Origin of the sequence: Synechococcus elongatus PCC 11801, from assembly GCF_003846445.2 — a bacterium.
Taxonomy (GTDB): Bacteria; Cyanobacteriota; Cyanobacteriia; order Synechococcales; family Synechococcaceae; genus Synechococcus; species Synechococcus elongatus_A.
The window spans coordinates 1-17953 of record NZ_CP030139.2 but is presented as its reverse complement, the minus strand read 5'-3'; the positions used below and the strand labels follow the sequence as shown (position 1 = coordinate 17953).

Sequence of the window (17953 nt, the reverse complement as noted above, 5' to 3'; positions counted from 1 at the left end):
TGCAAAATGCTCGAACAGAGCTTCATTCAGTGTGACAGGGTCCTCAGGCGATTCATGGTCTTGCCCGCTAGACTGCAGCACAGGGTTCAAGATGCTGGGCTCCAGCCTTGTTCTGGGTTGCGCTGCAAGATGCCATGCTGACGACATTCTCAACCCTACTGACTTGGGGGCTACGGCTCTTTGGTGGCTTTTGGCTAGTTGGCGGACTGCTGGCGCTTCAAAAGGCGCGCCAAGCCTATTTGATAGACAACTTTCTCGAAGCACTCAGCAACGAAAAAGAAGACCGGCTCACCAGCTGTTTTCTCCTGATTGGATCTTTGCTGACTCTCTTCAGTGGCGCTGGCTTACTCATCAGTACCCAATGGGTCTTGATTCCCTTGGCTCTGCTTGTCCTCTCACAGCTCGTTTACTTCCGCATCAAGGAGCTGCGCTTCCAGCAAGCAACCAACGACGAGGAACGCAGTGATGCTACGGTGCAACCCTCCACTGAGAATGCCTTTATCGTGTCGCTAGTCGTCGCGATCGCAGCTTTTCTATGCTGGCGATTGGGTGGCTTGCGCTGAGGCTTAGCCCTGCTCTCTAACGCTGGCCCATTACCAACATGTAAATGAATGTTACAAGCTTTCACTCAAGCGGCGATCGCCCTGGCTTTCCACTATAAAAAGCTGCTCATTCCAGTGGTCATAAGCTTTTCTTTAGCTTGGACTGCGATCGCTAATTTTTTTGCTTAAAGTCTCTTTACGAAGAGAGCCCTAACGCGAGTCAAAAGCCAAGACTCCGAGTAACCGCTACGCTGCCGCCAGCGTTCACAAGCCTTTCAAACCCCTACTGGCTAAAGCTTCACAATTTTTAGCGAACTTCTGAGGCGCGATCGTTGTATAAGAATGCCTAGGCAGCTGGATAAGGTTCACTTATTGTCATCTGACAACAGTGAACTGATTACATTGCTCGCTTACCCCTCTCGTTTAACAAACGATTTAATGTAAATCATTGTTAATGAGTCTCTCACAATCAAGAGTTTTCTTGAAGAATGATGGGGACGGTTCAGGTGCAGGGTTTCCCTGCAGAGATTGCGGAAAATCCGCATTCTCGTTTTAGGAATCGAGAGTCAATAAAAGTCGAGAACAGGAGACTGGTTGAATGACTTTTGATGCTTTCACCAAGGTGGTGGCTCAAGCCGATGCCCGTGGCGAATTCCTCAGCGACGCACAACTGGACGCGCTGAGCCGCTTGGTCGCAGAAGGCAACAAACGGATCGATACGGTCAACCGCATCACCGGCAACGCTTCGGCGATCGTCGCTAACGCTGCTCGCGCTCTCTTCGCTGAGCAACCCTCGCTGATCGCTCCCGGCGGCAACGCTTACACCAACCGTCGCATGGCTGCTTGCCTACGCGACATGGAAATCATCCTCCGCTACGTGACCTACGCGGTCTTCACCGGCGATGCGTCCATCCTCGACGACCGCTGCTTGAACGGTCTGCGTGAAACCTACCTGGCTCTGGGCGTGCCCGGTGCTTCGGTGGCTGAAGGCGTTCGCAAAATGAAAGACGCTGCTGTCGCCATCGTTAGCGACCGCAACGGCATCACCCAAGGTGATTGCTCCGCCATCATCTCTGAGCTCGGCAGCTACTTCGATAAAGCTGCTGCTGCTGTTGCCTAGTCAACGCCTCGGTTTTTAACAACAGACCTTTTTCAGAGAAATAGGGAATCATGTCCAAAACTCCTCTGACCGAAGCTGTCGCTGCTGCTGATTCGCAAGGCCGTTTCCTGAGCAGCACTGAACTGCAAGTCGCTTTTGGTCGCTTCCGTCAAGCTGCTTCCGGTCTGGCTGCAGCGAAAGCGTTGGCTAACAATGCTGACAGCTTGGTCAACGGTGCTGCAAATGCTGTCTACAGCAAGTTCCCCTACACCACCAGCACCCCTGGCAACAACTTCGCCTCCACCCCCGAAGGCAAAGCTAAGTGTGCTCGTGACATCGGTTACTATCTCCGGATTGTGACCTATGCGTTGGTCGCTGGTGGCACTGGCCCCATTGATGAGTACCTCCTCGCCGGTCTTGATGAAATCAACAAGACCTTCGACCTGGCCCCCAGCTGGTACGTCGAAGCGCTGAAGTACATCAAAGCCAACCATGGCCTCAGCGGTGACTCCCGCGATGAAGCCAACTCCTACATCGACTACCTCATCAATGCCCTCAGCTAGTCAATAGTTGACATCATGATCAACCCGGAAAGAGCAGATTCTGTTGTCATACAGAGTTTATCTGCTCCTTTCCGGGTCTTTTTTTAAAAAGCTTTTGGAGTTGAGTATGACGAGTCTTGAAGCAGCACGTCGTCTCGGATTCTCGGCCTATAGTGAGTCAGCTCCTTTAGAATGGCGTGCCGGTGCATCTTCGGATGACATCAACGCCATCATTCGCGCTGTCTATCGACAAGTGCTGGGCAATGATTACGTCATGAGTACCGAGCGCTTAATCAGTGCTGAATCTTTGCTGCGCGGTGGTGAAATTTCTGTTCGCGACTTTGTTCGGGCAGTCGCTCTTTCCGAACTGTATCGCGAAAAGTTCTTCCATAACAATGCTCACAATCGATTCATTGAGCTGAACTTTAAGCATCTGCTCGGTCGTGCACCCTACGATCAAGCTGAAGTTGCTTCCCATGCTGCGACTTACCATAGCCACGGCTATGACGCAGACATCAATTCCTATATTGATTCTGCTGAATACACCGAAAGTTTTGGGGACAATATCGTCCCTTACTTCCGGGGATTTGCAACGATTCGGGCACAAAAAACAGTTGGCTTTAGCCGCATTTTTCAGCTCTATCGGGGCTATGCCACGAGTGATCGCTCAGCTAGCAGTCAGCGATCGCGGCTCGATCAAGAAGTGGCGCGCAACGCCGCCTCTCCAGTCTTGATCGGCTCGACCGGTAGTGCCCTGGTGGGAACTTGCGGTGGTAGCCGCGATCAACTGTTCCGCGTTCAAGTGCAACAACAGGGAGTTACTGCGCGCACCTCCAATCGGATTCGCCGCAGCAATGCCACCTACTTTGTGACCTACGAAAAGCTGAATGCGACTCTGCAACGGGTTCATGCCCAAGGCGGCCGCATCGTCAGCATCACCCCAGCCTAGTGATTCGCTCAGCTCCTCGTTCCTCCTTTTTTGAGGTCTGCTCTCGATGGCAATTACTGTCGCATCTTCTCGTTTAGGCACTGCGCCATTCAGCAATGCTTCCCCAGTCGAACTCCGTCCCGACGGCGATCGCGACCAAGTGCAAGCGGTGATCCGCGCTGTTTACCGTCAAGTACTCGGCAATGACTACGTCATGAAGTCAGAGCGTTTGACCGCTGCTGAGTCACTGCTGGTCAATGGCTCGATTTCGGTGCGTGACTTTGTCCGCGCCGTCGCTAAGTCTGAGTTGTACAAGACCAAGTTCTTCTACAACAACTTCCAAACCCGCGTGATCGAGCTGCACTGCAAGCATTTGCTAGGTCGTGCTCCCTACAGCGAAGCCGAAGTGATCGAACACCTCGATCGCTACGAAACCCAAGGCTATGATGCTGATGTCGATTCCTACATCGACTCCGCTGAATACCTCGAAACCTTCGGCGAAAGCATCGTTCCCTACTACCGCGATATCGAGTACCACGTGGGGCAGCAAAGCGTTGGTCTACCACGCCTGTTCTCGCTCTACCGCGGCTATGCCACCAGCGATCGCACTTCCTTGGGTGGCAACAATCCCCGCTTGGCTGCAGACCTTGCAGCTAAGTCGGTCGCACCAGTGGTGGCGCCCAGTGTTGGCACCAACTACGTTGCTTCCACGAAAGGCGAAGCGCCAAAGCGGGCCCTCGGTGGCACGACGCCCTTCGGCCAAACTGCCAGCCGTGTCTTCCGAGTTGAAATTGCTGCCATTAGCAAACCGGGCTTCCCGAGCGTGCGGCGCAGCAATCGCTCACTGCTAGTACCCTACGAGCAACTGAACAACACGTTGCAACAAGTCAATCGCAGTGGCGGCCGCGTGGTCAGCGTTGCTCCGGCTAGTCTCTAGCCCATTGGAAGTGAGAGCTGCTGTTCGGGCGAGCGTTGCGGCTTTCACTTCTGCTCCTGTCTTTTCCGTCTCTCCAGAGGTTCTGCACTCATGTTGGGTCAATCCGCTTTGGTCGGCGCACGCAGCGGTGCCGTAGCCAACCGAGTCTTCATCTACGAAGTTGAAGGGCTGCATCAGAGCAATCAGACTGATCTGAATCGCTATCCCGTTCGTCAGAGTGGCACGGTGCAATTCAAAGTACCCTATGCCCGCATGAACGAAGAGCTACGCCGCCTCAATCGGCTGGGTGCACGTATTGTCAGCATCAAGCCGCTGACTGATGATGCAGATGCTGACGCCTAGATTGAGCCTTAGATGAGTGATTGTCAGTTCTCGATTGTCGAGGACTAGGCGATTGAGCAAACGTAGTCATCCTCCCTTTCTCGAGTTTTTGAAGGGGAGGATGCTTTTTGTTGGCGAGCAGTCAGTACTGTCGCAGATGGAAGGGATGGCAGTCCTACTGAATAGGAGGCGAGCGATCGCCTCTGTCAGCATTTGTATCGAAGGCGACTGCCATGCTCAGGCTGGGGGCATATTCTCAGCAGCCATCAGGCTTTGATGACTTGCTGGGTTGTTCCTCTTTGGTACCTAGAGGCCCTGCAGATAGGTTTGCTGTGCGCCGATGATTAACCATTATTAAAAAAGTGCCTGACGTTCCGCTTTTCTCTAAAAATATTTCTTGGTTGGTCTGGTTGGCTGCCTAGGTTTCTAGGTGTCATGCCACCACGGGTTGGTACTACCAGATTCCAGCCGTTCGCTGTCGGTTACGACCCGCTTTCACAAAAACACGACTAAAACGTCGAGAACAGGAGACTGGTTGAATGACTTTTGATGCTTTCACCAAGGTGGTGGCTCAAGCCGATGCCCGTGGCGAATTCCTCAGCGACGCACAACTGGACGCGCTGAGCCGCTTGGTCGCAGAAGGCAACAAACGGATCGATACGGTCAACCGCATCACCGGCAACGCTTCGGCGATCGTCGCTAACGCTGCTCGCGCTCTCTTCGCTGAGCAACCCTCGCTGATCGCTCCCGGCGGCAACGCTTACACCAACCGTCGCATGGCTGCTTGCCTACGCGACATGGAAATCATCCTCCGCTACGTGACCTACGCGGTCTTCACCGGCGATGCGTCCATCCTCGACGACCGCTGCTTGAACGGTCTGCGTGAAACCTACCTGGCTCTGGGCGTGCCCGGTGCTTCGGTGGCTGAAGGCGTTCGCAAAATGAAAGACGCTGCTGTCGCCATCGTTAGCGACCGCAACGGCATCACCCAAGGTGATTGCTCCGCCATCATCTCTGAGCTCGGCAGCTACTTCGATAAAGCTGCTGCTGCTGTTGCCTAGTCAACGCCTCGGTTTTTAACAACAGACCTTTTTCAGAGAAATAGGGAATCATGTCCAAAACTCCTCTGACCGAAGCTGTCGCTGCTGCTGATTCGCAAGGCCGTTTCCTGAGCAGCACTGAACTGCAAGTCGCTTTTGGTCGCTTCCGTCAAGCTGCTTCCGGTCTGGCTGCAGCGAAAGCGTTGGCTAACAATGCTGACAGCTTGGTCAACGGTGCTGCAAATGCTGTCTACAGCAAGTTCCCCTACACCACCAGCACCCCTGGCAACAACTTCGCCTCCACCCCCGAAGGCAAAGCTAAGTGTGCTCGTGACATCGGTTACTATCTCCGGATTGTGACCTATGCGTTGGTCGCTGGTGGCACTGGCCCCATTGATGAGTACCTCCTCGCCGGTCTTGATGAAATCAACAAGACCTTCGACCTGGCCCCCAGCTGGTACGTCGAAGCGCTGAAGTACATCAAAGCCAACCATGGCCTCAGCGGTGACTCCCGCGATGAAGCCAACTCCTACATCGACTACCTCATCAATGCCCTCAGCTAGTCAATAGTTGCTGCATTGTGCAAGCCCAGGTCTCTCAGGGGAGCTGGGCTTCCCTTTTTTAAGTGAATGATTTTAAGAGTCTGCGTCTGAGATGAGTGAAGCGGTAACGCCAGCAGAAGCACTGACCTACGAGCAAGCGATCGCCAATCTCCGGCAGACGGCGGATACCGGCGATCGCTACTACGCAGCTTGGTGGCTGGGTCGCTTTCGGATGAAGCAACCCGAGGCGATCGCGCTGTTGATCGAAGCCTTGGACGATACCCTCGATCGAGCTCCTGATGGCGGCTATCCATTGCGACGCAATGCGGCGCGAGCTTTGGGCAAGTTGGAGAGTACCGAGGCGATCGCTCCGTTAATCACTTGTTTGGAGTGTGAGGACTATTACGTCCGCGAGGCTGCCACCCAATCCCTGGGCGAGCTGCAGGCAACGGTTGCAATTCCAGATCTGCTGAAGCTATTGGAGGGTGGGCCCGAGGCAATCGCAGCGATTCCCGGCAAGCCCCATCTCACTCAGCCAGCGGACGCGGTTATGGAAACCTTGGGGCAGCTGCGAGCTACGATCGCTATCCCTGTCATCCAGGCCTTTCTCGATCACCCCCTCGATAAAATTCGCTTGGCTGCGGCGCGATCGCTCTATCAGCTCACTGGCGACGATCAGTATGCTGAACAAGTGGTGCAGGGATTGCGCGACCCCAAATTGCAACGGCGGCGATCGGCTCTGATGGATTTAGGAGCGATCGGTTACCTGCCAGCCGCCCCTCAAATTGCTCAAACTCTCGCCGAAAACAGTCTCAAGCTGATCTCGCTCAAAGGGTTACTGGATGCCCATCTGCAGCGACAGTCTCTCGATGCAATCGCTGAATTCGATGAGTCTGCAATCGAGCTCATGGATTTAATGGATGGTCTGCTGTAAAGGCTTATGACGACAGAACTGATTGCGGCGGTTGAAGCTGCTGATTCAGCAGAAGGACTCGTGAAAGCGGTTGCTGCATTGGCAGCAGCACAGACGCCGGATGCCATTCCTACCCTGATCGGAGTTCTGGCTTTCAATAATCCAGGAGCCGCAGTAGTCGCAGTTGACGGCCTAATTCAACTGGGTCCCCCAGCTGCTCAAGCGATTCTCAATAATCTCGATGACTATAACTATGGGGCGCGAGCTTGGGCACTGCGAGCTTTAGCCGGTATTGGCGAGCCTGCAGCACTACCACTACTCCTGTCGGCGGCACGCGAAGACTTTTCCCTGAGCGTGCGGAGGGCCGCCACCTATGGCCTAGGACGATTACGCTGGGCAGACTTAGCCGAGAGCGATCGCCAGAACCAACAACAGCAGTGCTATGAAACCCTGCGACTCTGCCTTCAGCATGATCCGGAATGGGTGGTCCGCTACGCGGCAGCCGCTGCTCTCGAATCCCTAGGGCCAGCATCACCCCAGTTACTGCCAGCGATTCGTGAGTTACTGGGCCAGCAGGCACAAATAGATGAAGAGCGAGCGGTTCAGGCGCGATCGTGGTTAGCGGAGCAGCGGTTAGCCACTGGTGTATAAAAGGATATCTCTGCGCCCAAGGATTCATGACTGAGTCGCTGGTCTACACAGAAGAGCTTTACCGAATTGGAGCGGAACTGCGAGCAGCCCGTGAAGCGCAAGGGTTAGATCTCGCTGCAGTGGCCGCTCAATGTCGCGTGCGAGCCAGCTATCTCGAAGCCATCGAGAGTGGAGAAGTCCAGCGCTTGCCTGAACCCGTCTTTGTCCAGGGGTTTATTCGCACCTATGCTCGTAGTCTGGGACTCGATCCCGACACGCTGCTGGCCGATCTCTCCCTCGCAGAAGTCAAGACTCCAACGCCAGCGACGCCCAAATCATCCGTTTCAGATCAGCGATCGCCAGTCAAAATTGCCCTGCCCTCCAAAGCATCACTGGGACTGGTGGGGCTCATTGTTGTTGTTGTGGCAGCAGTGGCAGGCACAGGACTGGCTGTCTGGAACTGGCGACAACAGGTGGCTCTCGCCCCAACGCCGACTGCTCCTGAACCCCCGCCTCCACCTGCAGCAGCATTGCCTAACACTCCTCTAGAACCAGCACCAGCACCCAACACAGTTGGGATCGCCTTCCGAGGACCTGCTTGGGCTGAAATTAGCGTGGATGGCAAAGTGGTGTTTTCAGGAACGGGCCGCGCAGGCCAGCAGCTATCATTTTCGCCGAAGCAGGAAGTCGCCATCAATCCAGGTCGCCCCGATCTGATCTGGTTAAGTCGTGCCGGTCAAGAGGCCCAGCCACTCGGGACAATTAGTGAGGTGCAAATTTATCGCATCCCCGTTCAGGCTGAGCCTTCGACAGCAACCAGCACTAATCCGGACCGCTAGCGCCTCATCGTCTGGTCTATCGCCTGATCCAGCCCTCAGGCTAGAGTCGAAAAGACGTCGTCTGCATGAAGCATGGATTGGGTTGAGACCCGTTGCTACCGCATTTTGGATGCCAACCTCGATCGCGCCCGCGAAGGGCTGCGCATTCTTGAGGAGTGGTGCCGTTTTGGACTTGAACGCGCCGACTTGAGCGCCATCTGCAAGGCACTACGGCAAGAAGTCGGCAGTTGGCATCGCCCAGAGTTTCGCCAAGCCCGCGACACAACCCATGATCCGGGAACCAGCCTCAGCCATCCCCAAGAGCGTCAACGGGCTGACCTCAATGCGGTTTTACTCGCCAACTGTGCGCGGGTGCAAGAAGCGCTACGGGTGATTGAGGAGTACGGCAAGCTGATCGAGGGGGATCTCAGCGATCGCGCCAAAGCGATGCGCTATCAGCTCTACGTCTTGGAGTCTCAGCTGCAGAGCCGCGATCGCCTCAGTCGCTTACAACAGGCACGACTATATCTCGTCACGTCGCCCCATCCTCGCCTGCTGGAAGTTGTCGAAGCTGCTCTCTCAGCAGGTCTAAAGCTGGTGCAGTACCGCGACAAAAATCAGGAAGATGCGACGCGCTTAGAAACCGCCTGCCGCTTGGCGGAACTCTGCCAGCGCTACGGAGCCCTGTTCCTCGTCAACGATCGTGTCGATCTGGCACTAGCTTGCGGTGCAGACGGAGTGCATCTCGGTCAGCAGGATGTACCGATGGAAGTGGCTCGACGCATTCTCGGTCCCGATCGCATTGTCGGGCGATCGACCACCAGTCCTGAAGAGCTGGCTCGCGCCAATGCCGAAGGGGCAGACTACATCGGCGTAGGTCCCATCTTTGCAACCCCCACCAAACCGGGCAAAGCAGCCGCCGGTTTTGAGTATTTGGACTACGCCCGCCAGCAGGCTCAGCAGCCGTTTTATGCGATCGGCGGTATCGATGCCAGCAATGCTACTGAGGTGGTTGCTGCCGGTGCCGATCGCCTCGCGGTTGTGCGCGCCATTATGGATGCACCCGACCCGAAAGCGGCTACTGCTGAACTTTTACAAATGCTTTAGAGTCTGAGCGATCGTTCATGTCTGAACCCATCTCTCTCCAGATCAATGGGGAGTTCCGCAACTGTCCTGCGGGTCTGACTTTGCCTGAACTTCTGCGCAGTCTAGGCCTAGAACCTCGGCTTGTGGCGGTCGAGTACAACGGCGAGATTTTGCACCGCCAATTTTGGGAAAGCACCACCCCCACCACAGGCGATCGCCTAGAGATCGTCACCATCGTTGGGGGTGGTTAGATACGGTAATCTCACCCTGGGTTAGCCTCTAGTCAGAGAAATGTCTAAGAGCCAGCCGCTACAGTAAGAAAGAGCGCAGTCTCCCTGCCTCAGCGCTGCATTCCACAAGACTATGCGCAAGCCATTCCTCAAATCGATTGGACGACTGTTGGTAGTCGTTTTACTGGTGGGCAGTTTGACCCTCAGTGCTGCTCAATCTGCTTGGGCTGCCCGCGGTGGGCGGATCGGCGGTGGTTCTTTCTCGGCTCCCTCGCGTAGCTTCAGTAGCCCGTCGCGATCGTTCAGTGGGGGTGGCGGTGGCTACTACCGAGGTGGCGGCGGCTTTGGCTTTCCCTTTGTCTTGCCCTTTTTCTTCGGCGGGGGCGGGGGCCTGTTCGGCTTCTTGGTCATGATTGCGATCGCCGGTTTCCTGCTGCGAGCATTTCAAAACGCTGGCGGTGGTGACGGCAATAATGCTCGTCTAGCGCCTGTCAGCAATTCGCAGGTGGCGATCGCCCAAGTTCAAGTGGGTCTGCTGGCCGGTGCGCGATCGCTGCAGAGCGATTTGGAAGCCCTCGCCATGCGGGCTAACACCAATAGCAAAACGGGATTGGCTAACGTCCTGCAAGAGACCACACTTGCTCTGCTCCGCCACCCAGAATATTGGGCCTACGGCAGTGCCGAAGCGCAACGTGTCACCTGGGGTACCGCAGAGAATGCTTTCAACCGGCTGACGCTGATGGAGCGCAGTAAGTTTTCGGGCGAAGGCATCTCCAACGTTGATGGTCAGGTGCAACGGTCAACCCGCACGGCTACCGCGATCGATCCCCTCAGCCAAGCACCAGCGGAATACATCGTGGTGACGTTGCTGGTCGCAGCAGCGACCAAGCTCAATCTGCCAGCGCTGAATAGCACCACCGATCTGCAACTCGCACTGCGGCAGATTGGGGCGATCGGTAGCGACAATTTGCTAGCGGTGGAAGTGCTCTGGAGTCCGGATTCAGAAACTGAAAGTCTGACCCGTGAAGACTTGATGGCCAATTATCCCGACTTGCGCGTCCTCTAATCGCAATTGCTCTCGCTTGCTTGAGAGCCTATGAGCCAGACTTCTCAGTGGGGTCTGGCTTTTTGGTGAGCTTTCTCGAAATCACAACGGAACGATTCAAACGGCTCTGCACTCTAGCGCTGACAGGCATCGCAGCAAATTGAGCCAACCAGCCCAAGTGCCTAGGAAGAGCAGGGGGTTAAGTTTGACCCGTAATTACGCGATCGCCTTCTAGCCAAAACTAGAATTTCTGTAGCTGTTGCTACCGAAGGTGGCCCATGAGTACGATTATTCCGATTTCTCAGGGCATTACAAGTGCAGAAACATTTGTGCCGATGCCTCGCCAATGGGTGCAACTGCGCGATCGCTGTTCTGAATACAGCGCAGATCAAGCCCTCTTAATGTGCGAAGCGTGGAATGATGCGTGGGTTGCTTGGGTGCCTGATCACGGTGAGGTGACTTTGCAGCGGCATCAATTCTTGCAGCATACCAATCCCTCCAGCGCTGTATAACAGTCTTGAGATCGCTACTACGGCAGAGCACTGGCTGTCCGAGGTCTGTCGATCACCCCCAAGGGAGTGACGAAATGGAACCGCTAAAGTGCGCCCGGATTACGAACCGCTGGATCGGATGGCTGTAGGAAACGCACTTCTAGGCGATCGCCTTTTTGAAGGCCGAGTTCGCGGCTACGCCCTGCCCGCAGCTCAAGCACTGTATCGATGGGAACAAGAGCAGGGCCATAGCTAGGGCAAGGAAGACTGAGACAGGGACGCGCTTCTTGAACGATCGCGCGGATCTCGCCTTGGTAGAGAAAGACCATATCTAAGGGTTCTGGGGTGTTGAACATCCAGAAACTGACAGGCCGCGCTTGGGGGAAGGGAAACAACATGCCGCGATTGTCAGGCAGTCGGGGACGAAACATCAGGCCGCGTGCTTGCTGTGCGGGGGTCATGGCGACTTCTAGCTGAATCCGCTGGCCGTCAATCGTGACCTCAGCTCCAATGGGCAAATACTGAGCGCGATCGCTTGCGGCTTGTCCACGGCAACTCAAGCCCAACAGCGAGACCGGAACAACCGCGATCGCTAGCCGTTGCAGCCAATGCTGATTCCAGAACGCACGCATGATCACGCTTGCAAACTCATGAGCAACTATCGGGGCAAAAGTCCCTCCTTTCAGCATGACGACTGTTCGCTGCGATCGGTTGCCCATCACCGCAATTCATGAATGCTCGTCCTGACTCACTGACCTTCATGCGAACAGGCACAGTCTCAATCCCCTGAGGCTGACAAAGTGAACACTTGATCGGAGAAGTCCGGCAAGTCAGCGCAAGCTGAATCAGCCGGCGAAGTCACTTGGCTTTTAGTAAAAGTTCAATCATTCGTCCTTCAACTTTCTCAGAACAAAAAATCATTGCAAACCAACATGATTTGTTGAAAATTACTGCAGTTCAGGGCAATTGTCGACCTTGCAGATCTAGCAGAAAGTATTGGCCTATCTTGGTGGAATTCACAATGAGAAAATATCAGTCATTCTTTAGATTTCGGAACTGATCCCCCGCCTAACTTGGAAAGAGGGAGAGGAAGTAATATGCGCCGCCTCAGCTATAGCCTTGGTGCTGCCATCCTTGGCAGCTTGGGGATTTGGGTTGCGGCTGGCCTGTCACAGGTGGCTTGGGGAGATGGCGCCTATCTCTATGGCGAAGCCAACACTCGGGATGAAATTGGCAAAACCTATCTCGTCTTCGCAGCCGCTGGGAACCGTTTGGAAGGAGCCATCTACATGCCCTATTCCTCTTTTGATTGTTTCCAAGGAACGATTCACGATCGCCAATTGGTGCTGACAATTGCCGATAGTTTTGATGGCCAAGAATATCGCTTCACGATTCCGATCGCAGCAACTGACCCCAAACAACCGCCCCAGCTTGCCGGTTTTTACGAGCTAAAAACCCTGAGCGACAACGACCAACGCATTCTGGAACAGTGCCGTCAACCACAGCGATCGCGTTGATCAAGAAAATCGCTCCCCCAGCATTACTAGAGGAGCGATCGCTCAATTACGACGTAAGACCGTCAGACGCGTGAACTAGGCCAAAGCGCCATCTTTCTGCAAGAACTTTTCCAGCTCCGTCAGGTCTTCTTCGGTGATCTTGGTCTGCATCGGGCAGTGCTTGGGTCCGCACATCGAGCAGAACTCCGCCGTCTTGTAGATGTCCGCTGGCAGGGTTTCATCGTGGTATTCCCGTGCCCGCTCTGGATCCAAGCTCAGATCAAATTGCCTGTTCCAGTCGAAGGCGTAGCGTGCCCGACTCAGCTCATCATCGCGATCGCGCGCACCCGGACGATGACGTGCGATATCCGCTGCATGGGCAGCAATCTTGTAGGCGATCAAGCCATTGCGCACATCTTCGGCATTGGGTAGACCCAAGTGCTCTTTGGGTGTGACGTAGCAGAGCATTGCCGTACCATACCAGCCCGCCATCGCTGCCCCGATCGCACTGGTGATGTGGTCATAGCCAGGGGCAATGTCAGTCACGAGCGGACCCAAGACGTAGAAAGGCGCTTCCGAGCACTCTTCCATCTGTTTGCGGACGTTGAACTCAATCTGATCCATGGGAACGTGGCCCGGCCCTTCGACCATGACCTGCACGTCATGTTCCCAGGCGACGCGGGTTAGTTGACCCAAGGTTTTTAGCTCACTCAACTGAGCATCGTCACTGGCGTCGTGTAAGCAACCCGGCCGCAGTGAGTCGCCCAAGCTGAAGCTACAGTCGTAGCGCTTAAAGATTTCGATGATGTCGCGGAAGTGCGTGTAGAGCGGGTTTTGCTTGTGGTGATAAAGCATCCACTGGGCAATGATGCCGCCCCCCCGCGAGACAATCCCGGTAATCCGGCTTTTGACCTTGGGCAGGTGTTCAATCAGCAGACCAGCGTGGATGGTTTGGTAGTCGACGCCCTGTTCGCAGTGCTTTTCGATCACGTGCAGGAAGTCATCAGCGCTGAGTTTTTCAATGCGGCCATGCACCGACTCCAGCGCTTGATAGACCGGCACCGTCCCGATTGGCACCGGCGAAGCATTGATGATCGCCGTACGGATTTCATCGAGGTTGCCGCCGCCCGTCGACAGATCCATGACGGTATCAGCGCCATATTTGACCGCCAGCTTCAGCTTCTCAACTTCTTCATTGATGTCGGAAGCATTGGGCGAAGCGCCGATGTTGGCATTGACTTTGCACTTGGAGGCAATGCCGATCGCCATCGGCTCGAGGTTGGTGTGGTTGATGTTGGCCGGAATGATCATGCGGCCGCGCGCCACTTCATCTCGGATCAGCTCGGCTGGCAGGTTCTCACGCCGCGCCACGAAGTCCATTTCTTCGGTGATCACGCCTTGGCGGGCGTAGTGCATTTGGGTGACGTTGACTTGACCTCGGCGGGGTGCGATCCAGTCGCTGCGCATAATGACAGACTCCTTGCGAGATGAGTGGCAATTCGCGACCGAACTGCCATGCGACTAGGAGTACCCGATTTTCGAGGAGAAGACCCTCGATCGCCTGTTGCCACGCGATCGCCATGGGATCATTCTGACTAGCTTCCCTCCGCCGGTATTACCCGGTGCCAGGTTCCAAGGGTGTGATCTCAGCCCAACCCTGTTGAGCACCCCTAGCCTGCTCAAATCTTAGCTGACGGCTGGGACTGTCCCGCTGCCGCTGGCGATCGGGATCACGAGAGATCTGGTGAGTTACCAGCTGACAACAGGCACTCAAGACCAGTAGTTGATCAGGCTTTGCACAAAGCCCAGCAGCACTCCTAAAACCCCGCCGATATTGACGATCGCCTGCAACTCACTGCGGACAATGCCCTGAATCGCTGCTTCGAGATCGGCAGCGGGTGTGGCTTCGACCCGACTGATGATCAGGTCATCCAACGCGAGGACGGGCAGCGCTGCAGCAACTAAATCTTCCAATTCATGCTCCAGCCGCTGGTCGAGGATCAGTGCCACTTCATGACTGAAAGCCGCGATCGCCGCTTCACTGATCACGGCGGTCCGCAGGCGATCGAGTAAGGCCCGCGCTGCACCCGTCCAATCCAGTCCCTCCAAGGCTTCTTCTAGGAGGGCAAGACCATCCTGATCGAGCCACTGGCGCAGTCCCTGACGCAGTTGAATCCGCAGATCGTTGAGGGTGGTTTGGGGTAAGTCGGTCAGTTGAAACGTCTGTAGCGCTTGGCTGAGCTGCTGACGTAAGGCCAAGCGTTGACTGAGCTCAGCAATTACCGCATCGCCTGCTTCGGGCTGCTCGCGCAGGAACTGCCGCAAGCGCTGCAAGCTGGACTGCACCCCAAACAGGTTGGCGATCACCCAGTCGGTGCCGCGGGTGCGATCGCGCACGATGCGATCGAGGTTGCGAATGTTTTGATCCGTTAGGAAGTCCAGTGCAACGCGTCGAATTTGATCGGGGGGAAACGCGCCTTCCAAAAGCCAATCGCCTAGCTGTTGCGCTTGTTTTGGCCCCAGTTTTTGACTGAGGAGCTGGGTGTCAAACCAGCGATCAATCTGGGCATCCAAACTTTGACGTTGACGCACGATCGCCCGTAACCAGCGTGGCAGTGCACTACCTGCCAAGTCGCGCAGAACATCAGCGGCGACCTCAATACTGCGCGGGTCACGAATCTCACGCAGTCGCTCTAGCAGGAGCGCCACCAGCCAAGCGATCGCCGCTTCCAAGCGCGGCAGTTCGAGCAGACGTCGAGCCAGATCGTGGAGTGCATCAGGTGTCAGAAGTGATCCCAAAATGGCATCGGCAATCCGCCGTGCCAAACGCCCTTGGTTCGCTGGAATCAGTCCAGGCGTGAATGGTAGCCGCCAGCCCCCGATCAGGATTGGGTGATAGGGCCGAAACAGCATGCGGATGGCGAGATCGTTGGTGAAGTAGCCAATGATGCCGCCCACCACTGGCGGCAAAAGCCACATCCCCAGAGTGCGCCCGTCCAAACTTATGCCTCAACCACCAACACACCCATCAGCCCTGCTGCCAGTTCGTAGTGCTTGGCCTGCTGAAAACCAGCCGCGATCGCCAATTCCACTTGCTGATGCCCTTGGGGAAACACTTCCAGACTGGCATCGATGTATTCATACTCAGCAGCACAGTCTCGGGCGGCAGCGGCAGGCACGACCCAGCGATCGAGGTAGAACTGCTGAAACTGTCGTAGGACAGGTGCATAGGGGCGGTGCATATCGAGGATCGCCGCCTTAGCACCGGGTTTCAACACCCGTTGCAACTGCTGCAAAACTGTAGAAATATCCGGCACATTGCGCAGGCCGTAGCCCAAAGTCGCCGCATCAAAGTAATCAGCTGGGAAGGGAAGGTCGAGGGCATCGTCGCGCTGCCAGTCGATCACCCGTGCGCTGGCACTGTGACGAGTGCGATCGGCCGCGACAGCTAAGAGAGCTTGTGAGCGATCGAGACCAATCACTTTCCCCTTAGAGCCAACCGCCTTCGCCAGCAAAAAAGCGAGATCGCCGCTCCCGCAGCAGAGATCCAAAACGCGATCACCAGCCTTGGCTCCGGACCATTTCACTGCCATCCGCTTCCAAATGCGATGCAGCCCAAAACTCAGCTGGTCGTTCAGATCGTCATAGATTGGCGCAATCTGATCGAACAATCCTTCGACCGCATCAGGAGCCAGCACACTCATGGGGGTTCATCACACTCCGTCCCTCACCCTATCGCAGCGAGAGGACGACACTAAACCCTTGAGACTGTAGCGATACAGTTTGAAACTCACGCAAGGTGCGATCGCAATTTGAACGATTCACGCTCTGCGCCGAAAAAAGGACTTTAACCTCGGCTGGCGACAAACAGTTGATCATTAATCTCTTGCAACTGCTTGCCCATCTGTGGATCAGATTGACGAAGCTGACCAATTTTTTCACAGCTATACATCACTGTTGTGTGATCTTTACCGCCAAATTGTTCACCAATTTTCGGCAAACTGAGATCGGTATGCTGACGCATTAGATACATGCCAATTTGGCGAGCGAGACTCACTTCTCGACGCCGCGAATTTCCCCGCAAATCATCCACTGAAACCCCAAAGCTTTCAGCAACCGTTTGGAGAATCACCTCGGGTGAAAGCTCCATTTTCTCCGTCGGAGGTGTCAACACTGGCGCAATGTTAGAAAGCGTCAGGGAGAGGCCCGAGATAGACGCATAGGCTACGGCACGTGTCAAAGCGCCTTCCAGTTCCCGAATATTGGAGGTATAGCGAGCAGCAATATATTCAATAACATCCCGTGGCAACGGCATGTTTTCAAATTCTGATTTTTTCTGGAGAATGGCAACCCGCGTTTCAAAGTCAGGGGGCTGAATATCTGCAATCAATCCCATTGAGAAACGAGAAATTAAGCGCTCCTGTAGACGTGGGATTTGACTCGGTGGGCGATCAGAAGCCAACACAATCTGCTTACCCGCTTCATGCAAGGAATTAAAGGTATAAAAGAATTCTTCTTGGGTATATTCCTTGCCTTCGATGAACTGAATATCATCGACCATGATCACATCAGCGGCACGATAATGCTCGCGGAAGCTCTGCATACTATCGCGCCGAATTGCAGCGATTAAATCATTCGTAAATTGTTCGGTCGAGACGTAGAAAATCTTGGCATCGGGGTCAATTTCAAGGCGATAGTGCCCAATCGCCTGCATCAAGTGGGTTTTACCAAGACCGACCCCGCCACAGAGAAAGAGCGGATTGTATTCACGACCTGGGTACTCCGCGATCGCTAGGGACGCGGCATGGGCCATGCGGTTGTTGGCTCCAACCACAAAGCGGCTAAAGACGTACTTAGGATTGAGGTCACTGCTGCGCAGGGGTGGGCGACCTGCAGTCGTGGAGGTTTTGGGGACTTCGACGGGCGGTGGTGGACTGATGGCTGGCCAAAGTTCAGCGCCAGAATCAGGCTCAGTGCTGGTGTCACTCTGAACGCCAATCTGCAGGTCGATCGTATGTCCAAGGATTTCAGCAGCCACATCCGCGATCGTGCGCAGGTAGTACTTCTGCAACCAGTTCCGCGCAAACGGGTTGGGGGTACTGAGGCGAAGAACCTTGCCATCGAAGGCCTCTGCCGTTGCTGTCTTGATCCAAGTCTCAAACGTCGGCCGGCTCAGCTGGTGCTGCAAGCGTTCCAGAATTTGTTCCCAGATGTGTTCTAGGGACTGTTCCACAGCGATCGCAGCTGAATAGGGAATCAATACTATAACCCCAACTTTTTTGCAGCGTTGCAT

At 55.2% G+C, this 17953-nt stretch carries 21 protein-coding genes and 1 riboswitch; of the genes, 16 read left to right on the top strand and 5 right to left on the bottom strand.

All coding sequences use genetic code 11. The annotated features are described in order from the left end of the window. Nucleotides 1-107: 107 nt before the first annotated feature. The 15 genes from DOP62_RS00110 to DOP62_RS00035 all read left to right on the top strand — a co-directional run bounded on the left by DOP62_RS00110 (nt 108) and on the right by DOP62_RS00035 (nt 11185). Nucleotides 108-563, top strand: coding sequence for a hypothetical protein (locus DOP62_RS00110; protein WP_261789817.1), 456 nt, complete (start codon nt 108-110; stop codon nt 561-563). Between the two features lie 577 nt (nt 564-1140). Continuing rightward, complete coding sequence (locus tag DOP62_RS00105) at nt 1141-1662, top strand: phycocyanin subunit beta (protein ID WP_338430274.1); 522 nt, start codon at nt 1141-1143, stop codon at nt 1660-1662. Nucleotides 1663-1712: 50 nt separating this feature from the next. Continuing rightward, entirely contained in the window at nt 1713-2204 is a 492-nt protein-coding gene (gene cpcA / locus DOP62_RS00100; protein WP_011242807.1) for a phycocyanin subunit alpha, read from the top strand. A gap of 106 nt (nt 2205-2310) precedes the next feature. Beyond that, complete coding sequence (locus tag DOP62_RS00095; RefSeq protein WP_208673975.1) at nt 2311-3132, top strand: phycobilisome rod-core linker polypeptide; 822 nt, start codon at nt 2311-2313, stop codon at nt 3130-3132. Between the two features lie 46 nt (nt 3133-3178). Beyond that, the gene (locus DOP62_RS00090; RefSeq protein WP_208673973.1) at nt 3179-4048 is read left to right on the top strand and encodes a phycobilisome rod-core linker polypeptide; all 870 of its coding nucleotides are present in this window, start codon (nt 3179-3181) and stop codon (nt 4046-4048) included. 90 nt (nt 4049-4138) lie between these two features. Then, nucleotides 4139-4390, top strand: a complete 252-nt coding sequence (locus DOP62_RS00085; protein WP_208673971.1) for a phycobilisome linker polypeptide — start codon at nt 4139-4141, stop codon at nt 4388-4390. A 518-nt stretch (nt 4391-4908) separates the two neighbouring features. Beyond that, nucleotides 4909-5430, top strand: a complete 522-nt coding sequence (locus tag DOP62_RS00080) for a phycocyanin subunit beta (RefSeq protein WP_338430274.1) — start codon at nt 4909-4911, stop codon at nt 5428-5430. A gap of 50 nt (nt 5431-5480) precedes the next feature. Next, nucleotides 5481-5972 carry a phycocyanin subunit alpha gene (cpcA, locus tag DOP62_RS00075; RefSeq protein ID WP_011242807.1) on the top strand — a complete coding sequence of 164 codons (492 nt, stop codon included), beginning with the start codon at nt 5481-5483 and terminating at the stop codon, nt 5970-5972. A gap of 91 nt (nt 5973-6063) precedes the next feature. Continuing rightward, nucleotides 6064-6885, top strand: a complete 822-nt coding sequence (locus DOP62_RS00070; protein ID WP_208674205.1) for a HEAT repeat domain-containing protein — start codon at nt 6064-6066, stop codon at nt 6883-6885. Between the two features lie 6 nt (nt 6886-6891). Then, a complete protein-coding gene (locus DOP62_RS00060; RefSeq protein WP_208674204.1) occupies nt 6892-7515 on the top strand; it encodes a HEAT repeat domain-containing protein in 624 nt (207 codons plus the stop codon). 26 nt (nt 7516-7541) lie between these two features. Next, the gene (locus tag DOP62_RS00055) at nt 7542-8333 is read left to right on the top strand and encodes a helix-turn-helix domain-containing protein (protein ID WP_208674201.1); all 792 of its coding nucleotides are present in this window, start codon (nt 7542-7544) and stop codon (nt 8331-8333) included. Between the two features lie 72 nt (nt 8334-8405). Continuing rightward, the gene (locus DOP62_RS00050; RefSeq protein ID WP_208674198.1) at nt 8406-9419 is read left to right on the top strand and encodes a thiamine phosphate synthase; all 1014 of its coding nucleotides are present in this window, start codon (nt 8406-8408) and stop codon (nt 9417-9419) included. Nucleotides 9420-9436: 17 nt separating this feature from the next. Next, nucleotides 9437-9649 (top strand): sulfur carrier protein ThiS, encoded by a 213-nt coding sequence (gene thiS, locus DOP62_RS00045; RefSeq protein ID WP_208674196.1) that lies wholly within the window; start codon nt 9437-9439, stop codon nt 9647-9649. 112 nt (nt 9650-9761) lie between these two features. Then, nucleotides 9762-10694 carry a DUF1517 domain-containing protein gene (locus DOP62_RS00040; protein WP_208674193.1) on the top strand — a complete coding sequence of 311 codons (933 nt, stop codon included), beginning with the start codon at nt 9762-9764 and terminating at the stop codon, nt 10692-10694. 257 nt (nt 10695-10951) lie between these two features. Beyond that, a complete protein-coding gene (locus tag DOP62_RS00035; protein WP_208677111.1) occupies nt 10952-11185 on the top strand; it encodes a hypothetical protein in 234 nt (77 codons plus the stop codon). Nucleotides 11186-11268: 83 nt separating this feature from the next. Here the strand turns inward: DOP62_RS00035 and DOP62_RS00030 are convergent, their stop codons facing one another. Next, nucleotides 11269-11796: a DUF192 domain-containing protein gene (locus DOP62_RS00030; protein ID WP_208674190.1), complete on the bottom strand. Its 528-nt coding sequence runs from the start codon at nt 11794-11796 to the stop codon at nt 11269-11271. Nucleotides 11797-12261: 465 nt separating this feature from the next. Between DOP62_RS00030 and DOP62_RS00025 the strand changes: the two genes are divergently transcribed. Beyond that, nucleotides 12262-12681: a hypothetical protein gene (locus DOP62_RS00025; protein WP_208674187.1), complete on the top strand. Its 420-nt coding sequence runs from the start codon at nt 12262-12264 to the stop codon at nt 12679-12681. Nucleotides 12682-12756: 75 nt separating this feature from the next. Here DOP62_RS00025 and thiC read toward each other — a convergent pair whose 3' ends face one another. The 4 genes from thiC to dnaA all read right to left on the bottom strand — a co-directional run bounded on the left by thiC (nt 12757) and on the right by dnaA (nt 17953). Beyond that, nucleotides 12757-14127: a phosphomethylpyrimidine synthase gene (thiC, locus tag DOP62_RS00020; protein WP_208674183.1), complete on the bottom strand. Its 1371-nt coding sequence runs from the start codon at nt 14125-14127 to the stop codon at nt 12757-12759. A 117-nt stretch (nt 14128-14244) separates the two neighbouring features. Continuing rightward, nucleotides 14245-14342, bottom strand: a riboswitch (TPP riboswitch). An 88-nt stretch (nt 14343-14430) separates the two neighbouring features. Next, complete coding sequence (locus tag DOP62_RS00015; protein WP_208674179.1) at nt 14431-15660, bottom strand: DUF445 domain-containing protein; 1230 nt, start codon at nt 15658-15660, stop codon at nt 14431-14433. Between the two features lie 2 nt (nt 15661-15662). Further along, on the bottom strand, nt 15663-16364 hold the full coding sequence (ubiE, locus tag DOP62_RS00010) for a bifunctional demethylmenaquinone methyltransferase/2-methoxy-6-polyprenyl-1,4-benzoquinol methylase UbiE (RefSeq protein ID WP_208674176.1): 702 nt from the start codon (nt 16362-16364) through the stop codon (nt 15663-15665). A 143-nt stretch (nt 16365-16507) separates the two neighbouring features. Further along, complete coding sequence (dnaA, locus tag DOP62_RS00005; RefSeq protein WP_338441699.1) at nt 16508-17953, bottom strand: chromosomal replication initiator protein DnaA; 1446 nt, start codon at nt 17951-17953, stop codon at nt 16508-16510.